The organism is Vagococcus sp. CY53-2, from assembly GCF_022604695.1.
GTDB lineage: Bacteria > Bacillota > Bacilli > Lactobacillales > Vagococcaceae > Vagococcus.
In genome coordinates this window covers 207,706-228,888 of sequence record NZ_JALAHP010000002.1, presented here as the reverse complement: position 1 = coordinate 228,888, position 21,183 = coordinate 207,706, and the positions used below count along the sequence as shown (strand labels likewise).

20 protein-coding genes and 1 tRNA gene are annotated in these 21,183 nt (G+C 34.3%); 3 read left to right on the top strand and 18 right to left on the bottom strand.

Annotated elements, in window-relative coordinates:
- Nucleotides 1-4: 4 nt before the first annotated feature.
- From MN581_RS04985 to MN581_RS04970, 4 genes are all read right to left on the bottom strand, one after another.
- The gene (locus MN581_RS04985) at nucleotides 5-745 is read right to left on the bottom strand and encodes a WecB/TagA/CpsF family glycosyltransferase (protein WP_117972585.1); all 741 of its coding nucleotides are present in this window, start codon (nucleotides 743-745) and stop codon (nucleotides 5-7) included.
- A complete protein-coding gene (locus tag MN581_RS04980; RefSeq protein ID WP_117972584.1) occupies nucleotides 742-1,875 on the bottom strand; it encodes a CDP-glycerol glycerophosphotransferase family protein in 1,134 nt (377 codons plus the stop codon). The genes MN581_RS04985 and MN581_RS04980 overlap by 4 nt, the downstream gene beginning before the upstream one ends.
- On the bottom strand, nucleotides 1,856-2,950 hold the full coding sequence (locus tag MN581_RS04975) for an ABC transporter ATP-binding protein (RefSeq protein ID WP_117972583.1): 1,095 nt from the start codon (nucleotides 2,948-2,950) through the stop codon (nucleotides 1,856-1,858). Before MN581_RS04975 ends, MN581_RS04980 begins: the two co-directional genes overlap by 20 nt.
- A gap of 112 nt (nucleotides 2,951-3,062) precedes the next feature.
- Nucleotides 3,063-4,205 carry an LCP family protein gene (locus MN581_RS04970; RefSeq protein ID WP_117972582.1) on the bottom strand — a complete coding sequence of 381 codons (1,143 nt, stop codon included), beginning with the start codon at nucleotides 4,203-4,205 and terminating at the stop codon, nucleotides 3,063-3,065.
- 194 nt (nucleotides 4,206-4,399) lie between these two features.
- On the opposite strand from MN581_RS04970, the gene MN581_RS04965 reads away from it, so the two are divergent.
- Nucleotides 4,400-5,530 carry an MraY family glycosyltransferase gene (locus MN581_RS04965; RefSeq protein WP_117972581.1) on the top strand — a complete coding sequence of 377 codons (1,131 nt, stop codon included), beginning with the start codon at nucleotides 4,400-4,402 and terminating at the stop codon, nucleotides 5,528-5,530.
- A gap of 5 nt (nucleotides 5,531-5,535) precedes the next feature.
- On the opposite strand, the gene MN581_RS04960 is transcribed toward MN581_RS04965, so the two are convergent.
- Together MN581_RS04960 and map are read right to left on the bottom strand one after the other, a co-directional pair.
- Nucleotides 5,536-6,474 (bottom strand): YihY/virulence factor BrkB family protein, encoded by a 939-nt coding sequence (locus MN581_RS04960; RefSeq protein WP_117972580.1) that lies wholly within the window; start codon nucleotides 6,472-6,474, stop codon nucleotides 5,536-5,538.
- Nucleotides 6,475-6,488: 14 nt separating this feature from the next.
- A complete protein-coding gene (map, locus tag MN581_RS04955) occupies nucleotides 6,489-7,241 on the bottom strand; it encodes a type I methionyl aminopeptidase (RefSeq protein WP_117972579.1) in 753 nt (250 codons plus the stop codon).
- A 149-nt stretch (nucleotides 7,242-7,390) separates the two neighbouring features.
- Between map and MN581_RS04950 the strand changes: the two genes are divergently transcribed.
- Nucleotides 7,391-7,837 carry a flavodoxin gene (locus MN581_RS04950; protein WP_241699294.1) on the top strand — a complete coding sequence of 149 codons (447 nt, stop codon included), beginning with the start codon at nucleotides 7,391-7,393 and terminating at the stop codon, nucleotides 7,835-7,837.
- A 31-nt stretch (nucleotides 7,838-7,868) separates the two neighbouring features.
- Here the strand turns inward: MN581_RS04950 and MN581_RS04945 are convergent, their stop codons facing one another.
- The gene (locus tag MN581_RS04945) at nucleotides 7,869-8,438 is read right to left on the bottom strand and encodes a TetR family transcriptional regulator (RefSeq protein WP_241699293.1); all 570 of its coding nucleotides are present in this window, start codon (nucleotides 8,436-8,438) and stop codon (nucleotides 7,869-7,871) included.
- Nucleotides 8,439-8,705: 267 nt separating this feature from the next.
- Between MN581_RS04945 and MN581_RS04940 the strand changes: the two genes are divergently transcribed.
- Entirely contained in the window at nucleotides 8,706-9,944 is a 1,239-nt protein-coding gene (locus MN581_RS04940; RefSeq protein WP_117972576.1) for an aminopeptidase, read from the top strand.
- Between the two features lie 38 nt (nucleotides 9,945-9,982).
- Here MN581_RS04940 and thiI read toward each other — a convergent pair whose 3' ends face one another.
- The 11 genes from thiI to MN581_RS04885 all read right to left on the bottom strand — a co-directional run bounded on the left by thiI (nucleotide 9,983) and on the right by MN581_RS04885 (nucleotide 21,182).
- Nucleotides 9,983-11,200 carry a tRNA uracil 4-sulfurtransferase ThiI gene (thiI, locus tag MN581_RS04935; protein WP_117972575.1) on the bottom strand — a complete coding sequence of 406 codons (1,218 nt, stop codon included), beginning with the start codon at nucleotides 11,198-11,200 and terminating at the stop codon, nucleotides 9,983-9,985.
- Nucleotides 11,201-11,213: 13 nt separating this feature from the next.
- Nucleotides 11,214-12,365 (bottom strand): cysteine desulfurase family protein, encoded by a 1,152-nt coding sequence (locus MN581_RS04930; protein WP_117972574.1) that lies wholly within the window; start codon nucleotides 12,363-12,365, stop codon nucleotides 11,214-11,216.
- A 121-nt stretch (nucleotides 12,366-12,486) separates the two neighbouring features.
- Nucleotides 12,487-14,211 carry a septation ring formation regulator EzrA gene (locus tag MN581_RS04925; RefSeq protein ID WP_117972573.1) on the bottom strand — a complete coding sequence of 575 codons (1,725 nt, stop codon included), beginning with the start codon at nucleotides 14,209-14,211 and terminating at the stop codon, nucleotides 12,487-12,489.
- A gap of 416 nt (nucleotides 14,212-14,627) precedes the next feature.
- A complete protein-coding gene (locus tag MN581_RS04920; RefSeq protein WP_117972572.1) occupies nucleotides 14,628-15,020 on the bottom strand; it encodes an OsmC family protein in 393 nt (130 codons plus the stop codon).
- Nucleotides 15,021-15,093: 73 nt separating this feature from the next.
- On the bottom strand, nucleotides 15,094-15,921 hold the full coding sequence (locus MN581_RS04915; RefSeq protein ID WP_117972571.1) for a MetQ/NlpA family ABC transporter substrate-binding protein: 828 nt from the start codon (nucleotides 15,919-15,921) through the stop codon (nucleotides 15,094-15,096).
- Nucleotides 15,921-16,598 carry an ABC transporter permease subunit gene (locus MN581_RS04910; RefSeq protein ID WP_117972570.1) on the bottom strand — a complete coding sequence of 226 codons (678 nt, stop codon included), beginning with the start codon at nucleotides 16,596-16,598 and terminating at the stop codon, nucleotides 15,921-15,923. The genes MN581_RS04915 and MN581_RS04910 overlap by 1 nt, the downstream gene beginning before the upstream one ends.
- Nucleotides 16,595-17,314 carry an ATP-binding cassette domain-containing protein gene (locus MN581_RS04905; RefSeq protein WP_241699292.1) on the bottom strand — a complete coding sequence of 240 codons (720 nt, stop codon included), beginning with the start codon at nucleotides 17,312-17,314 and terminating at the stop codon, nucleotides 16,595-16,597. Before MN581_RS04905 ends, MN581_RS04910 begins: the two co-directional genes overlap by 4 nt.
- 206 nt (nucleotides 17,315-17,520) lie before the next feature.
- Nucleotides 17,521-18,348 (bottom strand): DUF72 domain-containing protein, encoded by an 828-nt coding sequence (locus tag MN581_RS04900; protein WP_241699291.1) that lies wholly within the window; start codon nucleotides 18,346-18,348, stop codon nucleotides 17,521-17,523.
- 65 nt (nucleotides 18,349-18,413) lie between these two features.
- Nucleotides 18,414-18,499, bottom strand: a tRNA-Leu gene (locus tag MN581_RS04895).
- A gap of 54 nt (nucleotides 18,500-18,553) precedes the next feature.
- Nucleotides 18,554-19,000 carry a SprT family protein gene (locus tag MN581_RS04890; protein ID WP_241699290.1) on the bottom strand — a complete coding sequence of 149 codons (447 nt, stop codon included), beginning with the start codon at nucleotides 18,998-19,000 and terminating at the stop codon, nucleotides 18,554-18,556.
- Between the two features lie 13 nt (nucleotides 19,001-19,013).
- Complete coding sequence (locus MN581_RS04885; protein ID WP_117972566.1) at nucleotides 19,014-21,182, bottom strand: Tex family protein; 2,169 nt, start codon at nucleotides 21,180-21,182, stop codon at nucleotides 19,014-19,016.
- Nucleotide 21,183 lies beyond the last annotated feature (1 nt).

Genomic DNA, 21,183 nt, shown 5'->3' with positions numbered 1-21,183 from the left:
CTCCTTACTGTTTACTTTGTTTTAAATGCCACACTAATCCTTTCGTGACAAACAAAGGTACTTGAAAAATACGATTTAAGCGCTTCGGGTTACTTACTGAGCGATACAACCACTCTAAATTTGTTTTAATAAATACTTCAGGCGCTCGCTTTACCGTTCCACTATAAACATCAAAACTTCCTCCAACAGTCTGGAAAACAGTCGCATTTAATTGTGGCATATAGCGTTGTAACCACTCTTCTTGTTTAGGTGAGCCAAGGGCAACAAATAACACATCTGAATGTGTTTTATTTATCATATCAATTACTTCACCACTACTTTTTTTCTGATAACCATCCAACCACCCAGCCACGATAACTCCAGGATAGTCTAGTTGAATATTTCTAGCAGCTTGTGCCACAACAGATGGTTTAGCACCATATAAAAAGATTGATTTTTTATTTGCTGCACAAAATTCTAACACACTTGCCATCACATCAATCCCAGCAACCCGCTCTTTAATGCTTCCTTTTGTCCATTTTGACATCTTAACTACACCAATACCATCAGCAAAGCGATGGGTCGCATGCTCAATAAATGATTTCACGCATCTATTTTTTTCAGACATTAAAATAATTTGAGGGTTAATACTGGCTAACACCATTTTTTGATGATGGTCAAAATACCAAGACATATCACGTTCAATATCTGACATTTTTAACTGATCAACTGGTGTATCTAAAATATACTCTACCTTTTTTGTCATTTTTCTCCATCCATTACCTTTTTGATCTCTCCTACTACCCGACTGGTTGCCTTACCATCATTATAAGTATTCCATAATTGATTAAATCTTTGGTTATCTATTGGTTGATTACTATTTAACTGCTCTAATAATTCTGTTGGTGTATAAACAACTTTTTGTGGAAAGTCTTGCTTTATCCCTTTTTGTATGCCTGTTATTTCTTCATAAATCACTTCATCAGGCCAATACATAATTAATTGTTTATCTGGATTAGCCACAGTAAAGTCAAATGCCACTGAAGAATAATCTGTTATCAGGACATCTGATTGTTTAATATAGTCATCTGCAGATTGACTTGATGAAATCCACTCAACATTCTCCATTGTCATCTCTTGTGTTAATTTAACATGTGGATGTAATTTAACTTGCAAGAGATCATGTTCATTTAATTGCTTGGACACACCTTCTATATCTAGCAACCACTTTTCCAATGGAATCCTGTCACGATAAGTTGGTAAATATAAAATATGGCGCTTATCTTTCTGGTTATTTGTCTTTGTCCCATTCACTAAATGATCTGTCCGAGAAAAGCCAGTCAAAAGAATTTGTTCATCAGAAAAACCGTAACTTCGTTTAAAAACCTCACCCATTTTTTTGGATGCTACAAAAACATAATCAAACGCATTATAAACACGTTTAAATCGCTCTTTATCTTTTTTTGAGCGTTTCATCGCTGCTTTATCTTCTAACCCAAATTGTTTGATTGCCCCAGTAGCATGCCATAATTGGTACACGGTTTGCGTTTCTTTAAACGTGATGTCCCCTAAACAAGCAAAATAATTATCTGCTACAATGATCTTACTTATGGATAATTGCTTCATACCATTAATTAACCCATTAATCGTGTCTAAACAATAAATGGATACACCCTTTTTCTCTAATAGTTTCGCTTCATCTTTACAACTTTTACTATACAACACAACGATTGGGTAATGTCGTTGGATTGCTTCAATTAAGCCTTGATCATTATTAGGGAAGCTCATTAAATAGCACACTTGTTCTACTACCTCATTTTGTCGATTACTATTAGACAACAGGCGTATCAACCAACTGTATATTTCTTTAATCGAACTAATCAATAAACGTTTCATAAAGTTGTTCCGCTGAGATATCTCGTGCTAATTGTTTCTCGACTTGAGGTGTTTGTTTTTCTGCAAAATATGATTTAAAAGAGCGTCCTCTAATATTAATTGTACCAAATACTACAATTCCTACAATCATAAATAACAAAACGACTTTTGTTAACAGTGACATTGTTCCAATAGCAGGACCTCTTAAAGCGGATTTACCATGCCCTCGTTCAGATGCTATTTTTTTTAGATCATCCACACTAAAGTTTTTTTGCTTTTCTTTATAATCGTCTTGATACTCTTTTTTTTCTTGTTCTGATAATGTTCTAAACCACTTTATAAATTTATTATAATTGGCAACAACTTCTGCTGTATCCCCGTATTCACGTAATTCACCATAATGAATCCAAGCGACTTTATCACACAGTTTCTTTACTTGGTTTAAAGAGTGTGACACAAAGAAGATTGTTTTTCCTTCTGCTTTAAATTGTAAAATACGATCCACACATTTTTGATAAAATGTATCATCTCCAACTGATAAGGCTTCATCAATAATTAATACATCTGGGTTATTATGAACAGCAATCGCAAAACCTAATCTTGAACGCATCCCACTAGAATAATTTTTTACCGGCTGATTCACAAAATCCCCTATGTCAGCAAATTCTGTAATATCCGGTAAAATAGCATCAACTTCTTCATTCGTTAACCCTTGCATCAAACACTTTAAACGAATATTTTCAAGACCTGTTAATTGTGGTTTCAACCCAGCACCAATGGCAATAATGGATGTTTCGCCTTTGATTGTCATTTGCCCAGTTGTCTGAGGGATGATTCCTGCTAATATATTTGATAACGTAGATTTTCCAGATCCATTAATTCCGATTAATCCCACTGCTTCACCTGGATAGACTTTCAAATCTATTCCCCTTAGTCCCCAGAAATGCGGCACACGTTTCTCTGAAAATTTAAATAATGCTTTGATTTTATCTGATTTTTTTTTATACAAATCATATTCTTTGGTAATCATCGTTAATTCTACTTTTGGATTTTCTTTTTGATTCACGTTGACCCATCCTATTCTTTTTCTGTTCATTAAAACTACACCATTTTACACTATTATTAGTATTTTATCAAAATTTCATTCTAAACTTAACCCATTCTTCATTAATTTAAAAAAGAGTCTAAGGGAAACGCCCCCTAAACTCCTAATCATCATCTATTGCATACCCATCTTGTGGATAAGTTCTTGGGTCAACAACGCTATCTGTTGTAAATTTATAGCCTTCTTCATCTCGATTATCTGTCGGTTCTAAATTAAGTGATAGACGTAATTTATGCGAGATATAATCAACGCTATCTTTATGTAAACCGACCATACTTTGATCACCATACATGTAACTCATCCAAGAAAAAACATATGAATCGAATTTGTAATCTTTTGTTAAACCAGATTGTGCCACTGACAAAATACGATTAGGTGGCATATCTGTTGTAATATGTCCATCCAATGCATTTAAAATACTTTTATATTTTGCAATCGATCCTACTGCCATCGCTTTTTGTGCAATAGCCTCTAAAACTTCTTGTTGCCTTTTCCCACGCTCAACGTCATTATCCACATAACGTGTTCTAGCAAAAGCTAAGGCTTCTTCGCCATTTAAGTTATGCTTTCCTTCTTTTAACTCAACGACTTTTTTACCTTGTGCATTTTGTTCTGTTAAAGTAAACGGAACATTTATTTCTACCCCGCCGACTGCATTCACGACATCTTCGAATGCTTTAAAATCAGCTGTTGCATAATAATTAATTGGAATGTTCAATAAATTTTCTACTGCATCTATCGATCCTTCAATCCCACCATGTGCATAAGCAGCATTTATTTTATCATTCCCGTCAAAATTTTTCGTCTGAATGTGCGTGTAAGTATCTCTCGGTATACTCACCATACTGACTAATTCTTTAGAAGGATTGATGGTGAGTAAAATCATTGAATCTGTTCTAGCTCCACCAGTTCCCCTCGTATCCTCAGCATCATCATCTAAACCAAGTAATAGTATCGAAATAGGGTCCTTTTGAACGTCAATTTTATCATTAGCAACTTGCATGGTGTCTCTAGGCTTATAAGCATCATTTAGGAACTTATTGCCATCTATAAACATTTTTGCTCCGTAAACAACAACTCCTAGTAAACAAAGTAATAAAATAATACCTAAAACTTTACTGATTTTTAACATATTACGTTTAAGTTTTGTGTCTCTTTTTCTATTTCGTCGTTGATTTAATGAAATATAATTTTCTTCTCGTATTTCTTTATTTTTTGGAGTTTTTTTTTCTTTCTTTTTTTTCACTCTATCCTTCTCCTAATCATATTTGAATAAAAAATAATTTCAATCTTAAACAGTATAGCATAATCTTTATTTTTTAGGAAAACTAATCAGGATATTTAGACTTTTTTAAACAAATCTTCATAGTTAGAATTAAATTGTTTATTAAATAAAGAACGTGTTATAATATAGTTTGAATTCTGAAAGTAGGTAAGAGAATGAACTTTATATTAGAGATATCATTTCGTTTATTTTTAACGATGCTCTTTGCTTTCCTTATAACGCCTTTAATTCGAAATTTAGCCTTTATTATTGGTGCTGTTGACCAACCTAATAAAAGACGAATCAATACAGAACCTATGCCAACTGCAGGTGGGTTAGCTATTTTTATCTCTTTTTCTTTATCCATTTTATTTTTGTTTAATGATATTATTCCAACAAGCTATGCTCTACATCTAATTATTCCTTCTGGAATTATTGTGGTCACTGGCTTAATTGATGATATTTTCGAGATATCACCTAAACAAAAAATGATTGGGATTCTTTTAGCGGCATTATATGTTTGTTTTGTCTTTGACATTATTATGCACTCTATCACCTTGCCATATATTGGAACCATACATTTTGGTTGGCTGAGTTACCCAATTACCATTTTGTGGATTGCAGGATTAACCAATGCAATTAATTTAATTGATGGGTTAGATGGTTTAGCATCAGGGGTTTCCATCATCGCTTTAACTACCATTGGAATTATTGGTTATATTGGAGCATCAACTGGAGCTGTACACATTGTTGTCCCACTTAGCATTTTTATTTTGCTAATGAGCACGCTAGGATTTTTCCCTTTCAATTTTTATCCGGCAACGTTATATCTTGGAGATACCGGAGCTTTATTTTTAGGTTTTTTAATTTCTTTATTATCACTACAAGGGCTTAAAAATGCAACATTCATTTCATTGATTACGCCACTAATTATATTAGGCGTTCCCTTGACAGATACTGTATTTGCCATGATTAGACGATTATTGAATAAAAAACCTATTTCATCAGCTGATAAGATGCATTTGCATCACCGACTCATCTCATTGGGATTTACACACAGGGGAGCTGTTGTGATGATTTATTGCATGTCTCTTATTTTTTCACTTATTTCATTTCTATACTTGTTTACCAATACATGGGGAACTATTTTCTTGACGATTGCGTCTCTTCTTGGTTTACAATTATTTATTGAATTAATTGAACTAAGCGGAGAGAACAGGCAACCCTTATTACATGTACTCAAGTTTATTGGAAACAAAGCTTATCGTCAAAAAAAGTTGTTAGACCGAAAAAAAAAGAAAGAGTAACTCAATTAACTAACTGAGTTTTCTTTCTTTTTTTCTTCTCTTTTTTCTTTTACTCGTTGCATCGTACTTTCTACGTAATTTCCAACAACACTTTCTTTTACGTTAATTGGTCCATAGAGAAATCTTTCGACGGTAACATTGATCACACCACCAATAATAATAATCGAAGCAGCAATATTTAGCCAAAACATAAAAAGGATAAATCCTCCAATAATACCATAGCTGGATATTTTACCTGAGAAATGTATCACATATAAACTAAAAGCTTGGGTCACTATCATCCAAGTAATAGTTGTAAATACTGCACCAAATAAAATGGTCTTAAAATGTATTTTCGCACTCGGTAAAAAATAATAAAGACACGTCATAACAACAAATAAGACAGAGATGGTCACTGGCCATCTCAGTGTTTGAAATGTTGATAATATGTTATCTGGTAACCCTAATATCGGAAGAAGGTGCTCCAATATTACCTGCCCAAACCCCATTATAAACATTAAAACTAATAGAGCTAACATCAATAAAAATACCATAAAAAATGATAATAACCGCCTAATAATTTGCGTTTTTTGCTTAGATACACCATATGCTTTATCTAAACTAATACGAATCCCATTAATACCTTTACTAATCGCCCAAAATGTTCCTACCGCAGAAATAGAAAGTAAACCACCATTACTCTTAGTCAACAAATCTTCTATCGTATCTTTTAAAAGACGATAGATATCTGGTGGTAACAACTCTCTAATATAAGGATAAATTGTGGCCTCATCGATTTTTAAATAGGGCAATATATTACCAATCACAATGAAGAGTGGGAAAAATGATAATAACATGTAATATGTTACAACAATGGAATAGATTGTAACATCGGCTTGTTTTAACGTCGCCATAAAATCCTTAACAAACGATCGCCAATCTTTCTTTTCTTTTATTTTTCCCATTCCGTGCAACGCTCCTATTCGTCTTGTAGTGTTAAAATTTTTGGACCGTCTGCTGTAATAGCAATTGTGTGCTCGTATTGACAGCTAAGTCCACCGTCTTTCGTTCTTGCAGTCCATCCATTATTATCCATCTTCATTTGCCAAGTTCCCGTATTAACCATTGGCTCTATTGTAATAACCATACCTTCTTTTAAACGTAACCCTTTTCCTGCTTGACCATAATGAGGGACAGATGGCGCTTCATGTATTGTTGGTCCTATACCATGTCCTATGAAATCTCGTACTACAGACAGGTTTTCACCTTCAACATACGTTTGAATGGCGTGACCAATATCTCCTATACGATTGCCGACTTTTGCTTGTTCAATCCCTAAATACAAAGCTTTTTTAGTAACTTCCATTAAGTTATCAATTTCAGGTGTTGATTTACCGACAACATATGCCCAACAAGAGTCAGACATCGCTCCTTTTAAATCAATACACATGTCTACTTTAATTAAATCACCGTCTTTTAATGGGGTTTTTCTAGGGAATCCATGACAAATTTCATCATTGATACTGCAACAAGTTGCATACTCATAGCCTTCGTATCCGATTTGAGCTGCAATTCCACCATTTTCTTCAATCATATTTCTGACAAATACTTCAATGTCCCAGCTTGTTACACCTGGTTTAATGAAATCTCTTAGTGCTTCATGGACACTAGCTAATAACTGACCAGACTTTTCCATTTCATCTATCTCTCTTGCTGATTTTAATGTAATCATATTTATTTTCGCTCCCTTTCATTCTTTGCTTTCTTATTCTAGCATAAACACACCCGTTCGACAAAACTCGCAACAGATAAATCTATTGAAAACTATCATTTATTTGTTATAATTTTCTTAGATGATGAATCATAGGAAAGAGGAAAATCATGGCTGTTGCTAAAATTGTTTATGCTAGTCTTACCGGAAATACCGAAGAAATTGCTGATATTGTTGCTGAGCGATTAGAGGATAAAGGCATTGATGTTGAAATTAATGAATGTACACAAGTCGATGCGGATGACTTTCTTGATGCTGATATTTGCATTGTTGGGAGTTATACTTATGATGACTTACTTGTTCCAGATGAAATTGCTGATTTTTATGACGACCTTTTAGAATTAGATTTAACAGGTAAATTATATGGAGTCGTTGGCTCGGGTGATACTTTTTATCCGTGTTTTTGTCAAGTTGTAGACCAATTTGATAAAGCCTTCCAATCAACAGGCGCAAAAAAAGGCGCTGAGTCAGTTAAAGTTGACTTAGCTGCCGAAGAAGATGATATTGTTGCACTTGAAGCCTTTGCTGATTCTTTAGTGCAACAATTAAATAATTAAGTAAAACAGGAAAATTAATTTTCCTGTTTTTTTATCTTGTTAAGGATACATCTGGGTGTTTCATCGATAAATCAATCAGGTTTTTTATTATCTTTTCAATTTCTTCGTTTTTTGGTTTAGCTCGTTTCGACGCTGCAAGAGAAGCTAACCCAACACTCATAACCCAGCAATTTATAAAAATAGCTTCTTTTACTGTATGGCTTAATTTACTATATTTTTCATCACTCGCTACTTTTTCATTAAATAAATCATGGGTAAACTCGTTTAATTGGTTACCACACTCATGTTCATCCACAAATAATGACTTAAAAAGGACGCTATGATCTGAAGCAAATTTAACATAATTGATCGATAAATCAACAATGCAATCACCTGTAAATCGGCGATCGTATACTTCTGATCTAATGTCTGATGTTACTCTATCAATAAAAACAGTTCGTAACTCATCCATGTTTTTAAATTCTAAATAGATAGGTTGTGTGGATGTCTTCATTTTATTTGCTATATTTCTTGCTGTAAATCCACTGAAACCTTCAGTTGAAATCACTTCATATACAGCTGATAAAATATGTTCTCGTGTAATTGTTTTCTTCCTTGCCACAAAAATCTCTCCTTTGTTCTTAATATGTTTATAATACGAACAATACGTGTCAAACTAAAGTTATTTAATTTAATTTTATTATAACATGAATTTATTATCCAACAAGTTAATCTATAAAAAAACATGGCTTTTTTGATACAAAAAAGCATCTTTTAACAATTAATTTTTGACTATGTTTTTATTTTTAAACAAGAATTGATTTTAAATTTGTTACAACACTCATCCTATGCTAAGATAATACTAATAATTTACTTGGAGGATGATAGTATGGTTTTAACTAATTTTGATCATTTATTACAAAAATATGCCGAATTAATCACTAAAGTGGGAGTAAATGTTTCTGATTCACACACAGTGGTATTAAATATACAAGTAGAGCAAGCACCACTAGCTCGTTATATTGTAAAAGAAGCCTATAAATTAGGGGCTAAACAAGTTGTTGTGCAATGGTCAGATGACACAATCAACAGAGAATTTTTCTTACACGCTGATGATGACGTTATTTCAACTGTCCCTGATTATAAGATAAAAGAAGCCAATGACTGGGTAGAAAAAGGGGCAAGTCGCATTAGTGTGGTTTCTCAAAATCCTGACGCGTTCTCTGGTGTAGATGGAGAACGTTTAGCTACTTTCCAATCCGTTAACGGAAAGGCAATGATGCCGCTCAGACAAGCGACTCAAGCAAATAAATTAAGTTGGACCGTTGTTGCAGCCGCTGGTAGTGACTGGGCTAAAAAAGTGTTCCCAGAGTTGTCTTCTAACGAAGAACAAGTTGATGCTTTATGGGACGCTATTTTCAAAGCATGTCGCATGTATGAAGCCGATCCAATTGACGCTTGGCATAAACATGATAAAACGTTGGAAACAAAAGCAGCTGAATTAAATGCTCAACAATTTGATGCCCTACATTACACTGCTCCAGGAACTGACTTAGTGATTGGTCTTCCTGAACATCATCATTGGGAAGGTGCCGGTAGTAAAAATGCACGTGGCGAACGTTTCATGGCGAATATGCCTACTGAAGAAGTATTTACTGCACCTGATCGTCGTCGAATTGATGGCGTTGTTTCAAGCACCAAACCATTAAGTTATGCGGGAAATACAATTGAAAATATGGTCTTTACTTTTAAAAATGGAAAAGTTGTTGATGTGACAGCTGAAAAAGGCGAAGATGTTTTGAAAAAATTACTAGAAACAGATGAAGGGGCTAAAAGCTTAGGTGAAGTCGCTCTTGTACCTGATAGCTCTCCAATTTCTCAATCAGGTATTACATTCTTTAACACATTATTTGACGAGAATGCTTCAAACCATTTGGCTTTAGGCAGTGCTTATGCTTTCAATATTGAAGGTGGTACTGAAATGACTGAAGATGAATTGGAAGAAGCAGGATTAAATCGTAGCCAAACTCATGTTGACTTTATGGTTGGTTCAAATAAAATGAATATTGATGGTATCAAAAAAGATGGCTCACGTGTTCCTATTTTTAGAAACGGCGAATGGGCATAACAAAAAAGAAGTGGACTTATCCACTTCTTTTTTGTTTTTTAAAATAAATCATCCATCTCTTGTGTACTAGTTTGTAAGAAGGTGTCGCTTGATTTAATTTCTTCACTGACAATTCCCTCTAAGGCTCTTTCAACTAATCCGTCAATATCCAATCGTTCTTCATATTTTCGAACTTTGTCTACCTTTGGTTTTGTTTTTGGTTCTGGTGGAGCAAAAATTGTGCAACAGTCTTCAAATGGTTGTGTCGCTAGAGTAAATGTATCAATTTTTTCTGCTATTTCAATGATTTCTGATTTATCCATCGTAATAACCGGACGAATGATTGGGGTTGTGGTCACATCGTTTATCGCTAACATACTATGCATCGTTTGTGAGGCGACTTGACCCAGTGATTCTCCATTGACAATCGCCAACCCTTGACGTCTTTCTCTGATTTTATCCGTCAAGCGTAACATAAAACGTCTTGTCACTGTCATCCAATACCCTTGTGGAATCCCTCGTTTAATTTCTTCTTGAATTTCCGTAAATGGGACTGTAATAAATTGTATTTGACCGACATATGGCGTTAATTTAACGGCTAAATCTTTGGCTTTATTTAATGATTGCTCACTTGTATATGGAGGACTATAAAAATGGACTGCCTCTATTTCTACCCCACGTTTCATTGCCAAATATCCAGCAACGGGTGAGTCAATCCCCCCTGATAGCATCAACATGCCTTTACCACTTGAGCCAACTGGTAACCCAGCAGCGCCATAAATCGTTTCACAAGATAAATAAGCCGCTTCATTACGAACTTCTACTTCCATACGAATATCTGGCTGAATCATTTTCACTTCAATGCCTTCTATGCCATGAAAAATAGCAGCTCCTACTTCTTTATTAATATCTTTACTATCCCAAATAAATTCTTTATCTGAGCGTCTGCTTTGTACTTTAAAGGTTTTGCCTGGTTTCCAAATATCCTTTACCATTTCGACTGCTGTTTGACAAATTAACTTAGTGTCTTTTTCTATCCGAACGACTGGTGAAAAACTTTGAATACCAAAAATAGGTTTTAATTGTTCCATAACCAATCGATCATCTTCACCATTTAAAATCAAATGCATCCTGTCTCTGTCTGCTCTTACTTTTACATTTGGGTAAGCATGCAAACTTTGTTTCACATTATAAGCTAATCGGTTAATAAAAATGCGTCTGTTTTTTCCTTTTGTTGATAACTCGCCATAGCGAATCATAATTTCTGTTGCTTTCATTTTGGGGCTCCTCTTACGAATAAATTTTCGAAAATTTGTTATACAATTGATTAAAAATAACTAAAAATTGCTCTACTTCTGCTATGGTATTCTGATGATTTAAACTGATACGAACGGCTGTTTCAGCAAAACGATGAGTCACTCCCATTGCATGAAGTGTACTACTATCTGTTTTTTGACGACTTGAACAGGCACTCGTTGTCGAAATATAAATATCTTTGTCTTCAAATGCGTGAACTAATACTTCGCCGCGGACTTTTTTTAACCCGAATGTTAAAATATGAGGGGCTGATGAGTCATCATCTAATGAAGAAAAAATTGTCACATGTTCGTACTGTTGTAATCCTGCTGCTAAGGCATTCTTTAGATGGCGCATTTTTTGTTCTTTCATCTCTTGATCATCTGTTGCAATACGCATTGCTTTTGCCATCGCAACAATCGCTGGTGTATTTTCTGTCCCACTGCGCTTATTATGTTCTTGTCCCCCACCAGTCAATAAAGGAGATAATTTTGCTCCACTTCGCCAATAAACAAATCCAATTCCTCTTGGCCCTTGAAATTTGTGAGCAGAACACGTCATGAAATCTACACGAGGGGTTAAAAATTTATCAACAGACAACTTAGTGATGGCTTGGACTGCATCAACATGATAATGAATCGATGGATAGTTTTCCAATAATGTACTAATCTCTTTAATCCGTTGAACCATTCCTACTTCACTATTTACTGCAACAGTTGATACTAAAATTGTCTCTTCAGTAATTAATTGTTCTAAGTCATGACAATCAATCATGCCATTTCTATCAACGGGACAAAAAGAGACTTTAAACCCAAGTTCTTCTAATTGTTTCGCTGTATTAGAAACAGATGGATGCTCCACACTCGACACGATAATATGATTACCAAAAGAGCGTTTTTCTATCGCTGTCCCCTTTATAACCCAATTATTTCCTTCTGTCCCACCACTGGTAAAAAAGATTTCAGAAGACTCTACCCCTAATATATCTGCTATTTGAACACGTGATTTTTCTAATAACACAGATGATTGTTGACCTAAACGGTGTAAGCTTGAAGGATTTCCCATAAAACGTTGACTGACTTTATTATAGGTATCTAACACTTGCGGATGAATCATGGTTGTGGCACTATTATCAAAATATATCATATCGTCACTCTTTCTTAAAAATTCCTTACCCATTATAACGCGCTACTATTAAATCATCAACTTTCTCTGATGACAAAATAAAAAACCAAGAAAACACGTTTGGCTTTCTTGGACTTTTTTCTTAGACTGTTGTCTCTTTATTATCAAAATAATATTTTCTAATACGTTCTGTTGCTCCTGGTTCGATTCGTTCAATCGCTTCAGAAATAACATCTAAAGCATCTTTGTATTGATGCTCTCTTGAGAATAAACTCAAACTGCGATCAATTGCGTGTTTTATATCTGGATGAGAGAAACGGAAACGGTTAGCGTACTGAATCATTTGCTCTGTTAAAGCGGCACTATCAATCAACTCATTCGTTTTTTCACGAAGCGTGCGCATGTCCTCATCACATACACCAACTAAGCGATCGATATGATTCATATCTATTCTAATTTTATTAAGCTCTTGGCTTAGTTCTTCAATTCGTTCTCCAGTTACAAAGAAAAATTCCAAGTAACTGCTTGGTATTCCAGGTAAGCGTTGTTTTTCAACATAACGTTTTAACATACGCAATTCTAATTCATAGTCATCAATTTTTTGGATAGTTTCACGTTCTCTAGGAGCAAAATCCTTAATAGAACGACTTATCTCAACTTGCCCGTTTTCAATGTCTTTCAATTGGGCTAGACTCTCGCGGTAAAAAGAAGCAACTTGTGAGAAAATCGCTTCTTTATTTTTCATTTGTTCTTCAGTTTCGTCAAATTCTTTTTGTATTTCTTCCATCTGAGCTTGGAAACCTCTGACGCTTCCCAATTCATTGTTATTTAAAATATAACTTTGAGAGACATGATCTAGTTCAATCATTAATAAATGATTGTTTTTATCGGCATGTTCCAATAGGCTTGTTAATTTTGCTTTATTGTCATTAACATAAACTCTTGAAGAAATTTCTTTTTCCATGATGTCATACAAATGATCAATTTCTTTAGCAATTTCAGTATTTAATTTTGAAACATTTTCAATTTCTAATTTTTCTAAATTAGATAATGTTGAGTCAACTTTTGTTTCTAGTTTTTCAACATTAACAGCCACTACGTCATTTTCAAATACATAGTGATCTTTCTTCAATGTTTCGTAGCCTTCTTTTATTTCCTTTAGTTGCTTTGGAAACACATTTGTTAGTGTTTCGACTAAAGGTGGAATTTGCTCGACAATTTTTTGGATTTCGTATGTTCTCTTTTCAGCGTTTTCTAATACAGTACGTGCTTCCATTGGATCACCAGCTGTATTTAATGCAACAAATTGAGTAAAATCGCGTTCAACATTTTGAATTTGTTTTTCAAGTTCACTATAAGAGACACCATATTTTTCAGGATTTTCAGACACTGTATTACTAATTGACTCATATGCATCTAAAGCTTTTTGAACAGCTTCGGAGTTACGTTCTTCACTTCCACGTAATTCTTTCAAGCCCTGACGGATTTCTTCAACTTCTTTTTCCATGCCAGTCAACATGTCATTAGCTTCTACAATGGCTTCTTTAACCTTCATTAATCGATAGGTCTCATTTAAGTTTTCAATTTCAAAAATTAGGCTTTCTAGCTCAGCAAAAGATATGGTAGATATATCAATCCATTTTTGGTTCCATTCCCTAAATGTGTTTTGGCTTTGTCCTACTAAGTGCATTTTCTTTACTTCGTCCACTTCTTCAATCACTGGCAGGTCGAATAACGCAATTTTACGTTTTTCTAATTCCTCCAATTTATCTTGATTTCTGCGCTTCATAAAGAACGCAACTAGGTAGGCAGCTACTGCTAGGATAATTACAAAAAGTAATACCCATAACCAGGTTTTAGTATTCATGAAATTTCCTCCATATATGTTTGTGACCACTACCCTTTCGACTCACCAGAAATACGAGGACTAAATGTCTATATTAAACACACTTAAAACCTCTTTTTCATACAATTGATCAATATATTAGAAAATTTACATCTAAGAAAGATTATAGCACATTCACTACTTTCTATCACTAGTTAATTCTAAAAAAGTCATTTTTTCATGCTTTGACCTTTAAAGTGCCTACTAATGATTCATGTTCCTGTTCAAGTATAACTTATCTATTTCAATTTTAGCAATTAAAAAGACAAATTTTATGTCTTTACTTATTCATAAGACATTTTTATAAGACATTTAGTTGAAATAAATAAAAAACATCCCAACGTCATGATGATATCTTCCACTCATTTCGTTGAGAATAATAAACTTAGTTAATATAGTTAAATAAATTTGATTGTCTCAGATACTGAGATAGCCGGATCAAGTGATTGTATAACTGGGCAATGTTTACTAATCAGTTTTAAAGCACGACGAGCTCTTTCTTGGTCTTCATCAGCTACTTTCACCTCAAATGTCATATCAATACTTTCAATAGGTTTACTTTGTTTTTCTTGATTTCTTGTATACTTCACTGATACTGCCTTAAAGGTGTACGATATGTTTGATTTATTCAAAATCGATTGATACACATATGCACCACACCCTGCGACAGATGCCACCAACATTTGGATGGGTGAATAGCCTTCTTCTTTTAGTAACACCCAGTTACCAGACTCAAATGGTAATTCTATCCCATTTTTTCCTTGAATTAATTCGATGGTTTCACTTGTCATATCTTTTCTCTCCTTTATCACGTTTTTAACTAGAAAATACCCCACCTTTCATCATATAAAAGGTGGGGACATATTAAAACGCTGGAATAGCTGTTTTACTATGTTCTTTCTCGATATATTCTTTAACTGATTTACTTGTCATAGCTTTTTTCAAAGCTTTAATTTTTTCAGATTTCTCATTGTCTTCTCTAGCGACTAAAGAAATCGCGAATCTTTCATCTACTGTATTTTCTAATAAAATCGCATCATCTGGTGCTAGACCAATTTTCGCAATATAAGCTGGGTAATTGTATACCATTGCAACATCTTTTTCATTGTAAGCTTCGGCTAAGTTAAGTAAATCAACTGATAAAAATTCTAGTTCTTTTGGATTTTTTTCGATATCTTTCAGTGTTCCATTAAAACCAACACCTTCTTTTAATGTAATCAATCCTTGTTCGTTTAAAATAGCAAGCGCACGACCTTCATTAGACACATCACTTGGAATGGCAATTTTAGCTTTTTCAGGAATCTCGTCAACTGATTTATAGTCTTTTGAATAATAACCAACTTTTGCATTATAGATTGGTTGAATTACGACTAAGTTTGCATCTTTTTCTTGATTAAATTTCATCATATATGGTTTGTGTTGAGCAAAATTCGCATCTACTTCTTTACTCTTTAACATTTCATTGTATTGGATGTTATCTGTTACTTGAACCAATTCAATATCCCACCCATCTTTTTTGGCTTCTTCTTTAGCTACATTGACAATATCAGTCATTGGTGGTGCCTGAGAAGCCACTTTGATGATTTTATCTTCTTTTGGTGTGTCTTCTTTTTTACTTTCTTGAGCTTTTCCACACGCCACTAACCCTAATGTTAACCCTAATAATACTGAATACTTTAAACTTTTTTTCATTATGACAACGTCCTTTTATCTAATTTTTTTGCTATTTTATACCCTACTAACTGAATTAACCCAACCAATACAATCATCATCACAATAGCCATCATCATGACCGTATATTCATAACGTTGGTAGCCATATCGAATGGCGAAGTCTCCAATGCCTCCTCCACCGACTACCCCCATTACAGTCGAATAAGATACCAAACTAATTAACATTGATGTGGCACTTAACACAAGACCACTTCTTGCTTCTAACCATAAAAAATGAATCACTTTTTGCCATAAACTCACACCGAGTGAATCAGATAAAACCAACACACTATTTGGAATATCTAGTAGTACTTGTTCACAAAGTCTAGCAAAGATGGCAATCGCCACTAAACTTAACGATACTGAAGCTGACTTTGGACCAAATCCTGTTCCCACAATTATTCTAGTGAGTGGAATTAACATCACGACCAATAATAGAAATGGAAATGAACGAATAATATTGACATAACTGGAGGTCAGATGATATACCAACTTTTTTTGCCACGTTTCTTTTCCTCGGCATAAAAATAAACTCGTCCCTATTATTAAGCCTAGTAATGACCCAATCATCATACTGACACCAATCATATATAGTGTCTGTCTAAGTGCCAACATTAGTTCTGGAAAATAAATCATCGCATGCGATATAGAGGTCATGTTGTTAACCTCCTGAATGCTTTTTCAGGATAAGATGCCAACAATTCATCTTTACTATGATGAATCACAGTGACAATACGACTAATACTTCCTTTATCTAAAATCAAACACTCCTGACAAAATGTTTTAATTTTATCCAAATCGTGACTAACAAACATAATGGTAGGTTGATACTCTGTGTGAACTTCCGTCAATACTTGTAAAATCAACTGTGCATTATACTCATCTAGTGCACTGGTTGCTTCATCTAATAAAATGTATTTAGGTTTTGTCACTAACGCTCTCGCTAACGCGACTCGTTGTTTTTGCCCACCACTTAATTGAGAAGGATAGGTTGTTTCATATCCTGAAAGACCTACTTTTTCTAACCAATAGATAGCCTTTGTAACATCTTTTATCCCTTTTAATTTTAATGGCAGATGAATATTTTCAAGTATCGTCAAATTGTTTAGTAAGTGATACTCCTGAAAAATCATACCCATTTCCTGTTTTAACATACGCTGCTGACTTTTAGTCAATGTTTCACAGTGTACCCCATCAATAACTAATTCTCCGTCATCAATTGGTGTAGTTAAATTTAAGATACTTAATAGTGTGGACTTTCCCGAACCACTTTCTCCCACTATTCCATAAATAACGCCTTCATTTATTGTTAAAGTGATGTCTCTTAAATGAAAGTCACCAAATGATTTTCTCACTTTTTTTAATTGAATCACTTTTTCGACTCCTTTACGTATACGTTACTACCTATCGACATCACACATAGTAAGGGCTCTCACGGAAAAATGCAAAATTATCACAAAAAATAAGAGAGTAACTTTTTAGCTACTCTCTCATATCAACAAAAAACATTGATATCACCGCATGTTGATTTAATGTATTTGTTTATTATAGAAACAATTTTGTCTTTTTGTGAATTTTTTTAAAATAAATTTAATTGCGTCGGATTCAACCCTTTATAATCAATGGCTAACATATTTTTTAAAGTTAAGGCATTCTCACCTGCATCTCCCCCTGAATTATTATTAAACACAACAACTATTTTTTTAGCTTCTATTTGTTTAATGTCCTTTGCCAATTCGTTTAACTCACTATCTGAATAACGATAGAGCGTTCTCTTTTTTCGCCAATCTCCTGATTTTTCTGTCCAGTAACGTTTATTTCTTCCATGTAATCTCAAATAAGCATAATCTTTTGTAGTTACTTTAGGTAAAAATGGCACCGAGTGATGAGTGACTTGTGGTTCATCTACTGTCACTAATGTGTAGTGATACTGTTTCATAAACTCAATCATATCTTGTTTGACAGAGTCGTTGTACCATGTGCCACTTCGAAATTCGATTGCCATAGGAAACTCTTTGAATCGTAATCTTAACTTACGAAGATACTCCACATTTGGTTTATTACAAATAAAAAAACTCGGAAACTGACACAATATCGTTGATAATCGATTTTGTTGAATCAAAGGCATTAAAAACAATTTAAATGCGTCATCCATCTCTTCTTCACTTTGATAAAACTCTTCTATTTTAGCGTGTTTCGTCATGACTTTGAACGCTTTGACACTAAATGAAAAACTTTCAGGTGTCTCATCTACCCATTTTTGGCTAACAGTTGGTTGTTTAATCCCATAAAAAGAGGTATTCATTTCTACCACTGGAAATAAAGACGCGTAGTCAGATAACGCTAAAAATGATTTGTTCAATAATTTCCCATGCTCTTTAAATGTGGTTAGACCTATTTCTATCAACTTTTCTCATTCCTTCTCGTCTATAAAAAAAGTACCAGATCAATAGATCTGATACCCAATCAATATGCGAGAAAAGGGACTTGAACCCTCACGAAGAATACTCTTCACAAGATCCTTAGTCTTGCTCGTCTGCCAATTCCGACATTCTCGCTAATCGTAGTATTATTTTACCATATAATACTTAGTCGTCGCCACTATATTTTTATTATTTTGTTAAATAAATTAATTTCCCACCACACTGGCAACGATACTTTGCCAAATTTAAACGCTTCTTTCGTTGAAACTGTTTATGACATTGACAACATTCAATCATGTAAAACTTTGATTGTTTCTTCTCACAAAGTGGTGGTGTAAATCGTAACCCAGCAACGTGGTTTAATAACTCTTTAAACTCTTTGTCTTTATGTTGATAACACTTATTCTCTAAATGAAGATGATAATGACAGAGTTCGTGCTTAATAATCCCTATCAGTACTCGTTCATCATAAACCACTAATATTTTAGGATTAAAATCTAACTGGTGGGAGTCTAAATGATACCGTCCACCAGTTGTTTTTAACCGTTTATTAAATGATGCTTGATGACAAAATGGTTTACCAAAATACATTAGAGACGTTTTTTCCACCAAAGACTGTAATTCACCATCATTCATCTAAAGATTCTCCTTATTTTTGAGTTGGATCAATCATTGTCAATGTGATGCGTTGTTTTTGGACGTCTACATCTACTATCCACACTGTCACAACATCTCCAACTGCCACGACATCTGTTGGATGCTTAATGTATGATTGGCTTAATTTTGAGATATGAACTAAACCATCTTGTTTCACTCCAATATCCACAAATGCACCAAAATCAACCACATTTCGGACTGTTCCTTCTAATTGCATCCCGGGTTTTAAATCTTCCATTTTGAGAATATCTTTTCTTAAAATGGGCGCAGCTAAATCATCACGCATATCTCGTCCAGGTTGTCTTAGCGCACTGATTACATCTTCTAGTGTTTCTTTACCAACTGATAATGTCTCACTCATTTGTTCAACAGATACTTTTTCTAATTTCGCATTTGTTTCCTCAGTCCCAATTTCTGATATATCAATCGCTAGTTCTTTTAATAATTGTTTTACTAATCCATAACTTTCAGGGTGAATACCTGTTGTATCTAAAATATTTTTAGCATTTGGAATACGTAAAAATCCGATTGATTGCTCATAGGCTTTTGGTCCTAGGCGTGGTACTTTTTTCAGGCTAGTACGGCTAGTAAATTCACCGTTTTCTTCGCGATAAATCACAATGTTTTTTGCCGTTGTTTTATTTAATCCAGCCACATGCTGTAAAAGTTGGGCACTTGCTGTGTTAACATTGACTCCAACTTGGTTAACAACCATTTCAATAACGAAATCAAGTTTTTCTCCTAAGCGTTTTTGTGAGACATCATGTTGGTATTGCCCCACTCCTACTGCTTTTGGATCAATTTTTACTAATTCTGCTAATGGATCTTGCAAGCGGCGACCGATACTAACAGCACTTCGTTCTTCAACTTGTAAATTTGGGAATTCTTCTCGTGCCGTATCACTAGCTGAGTATACTGATGCTCCTGCCTCATTAACAATCACATAAAAAACAGGACGTTTCATTTCTTTCAAGCACTCTGAAACAAATGCTTCTGATTCACGGCTAGCCGTCCCGTTACCGATTGCCACCATTTCAACTTTGTATTCCTCTAATAATTTAATGAACTCCGGCTTAGCTTCTTCACGTTTTTTGGCATTAGCTGGTTTATGTGGATAAATCACATGAACAGCCAATAGTTTACCTGTTGGGTCAACAATAGCTAGCTTACATCCTGTGCGATAAGCCGGGTCAAACCCTAATACAACTTTCCCTTTTAAAGGGGGTTGTAATAATAAATTTTTTAAATTTTCACCAAAAATAGTAATGGCTTGTTCATCTGCTTTTTCAGTCAATTCATTCCGTATTTCTCGTTCAATTGCCGGTCCTATAAATCGTTTATAACTATCTTCATAAGCTGAGCGTATATAAGGTGTTGCAATACTTGTCTCACTCTTAATTAAGTGACGTTCGAAATACTGGTATACTCGGTTGCTATCTATTTCAATCGCAACTTTCAACACACCTTCCTTTTCACCACGATTAGCCGCAAGTACTCTATGTGATACCATTTTTTTCATTGGTTCAGAAAAATCATAATACATTTCATACACACTTTTCTCGTCCAATGATTTATCTTTTACTTTTGTGGTATAAAGACCTGTTTGTTTCGTCATATTACGTAACCATTCACGGTAAGATGGCTCATCACTAATCACTTCAGCGATAATTTCATGTGCTCCAGATAAAGCTTCTTCAGATGTTTTAACTTCTTCATTAACGTATTTAGCTGCTTCATCTTCAACGGACCCATTGCTTGGAAATGTCAATAGCCAATCAGCTAGCGGCTCAAGACCATTTTCTTTTGCAATGGTCGCTTTAGTTCGACGTTTTTGTTTAAAGGGGCGATATAAATCTTCCACTCGTTGCATTTTTTTAGCAGCGTTAATTTTTTTCTCTAAATCTTTCGTCAATTTTCCTTGTTCACTGATTAATCGAGTAACTTCTTCTTTACGTTTGACTAATCCCTCAATATAAGCATGGCGTTCTTCAATTTCTCGAATTTCTACTTCATCAAGACTTCCCGTTTGTTCTTTACGGTAACGTGCAATAAAAGGAACCGTATTTCCTTCACTTAATAAGTGCAACACGGTATCGATTTGTTTTCTTTTTATATTGGGTAACTCTTTTTCTAAAATATCAAAAACTTGTGTATCTTGCATA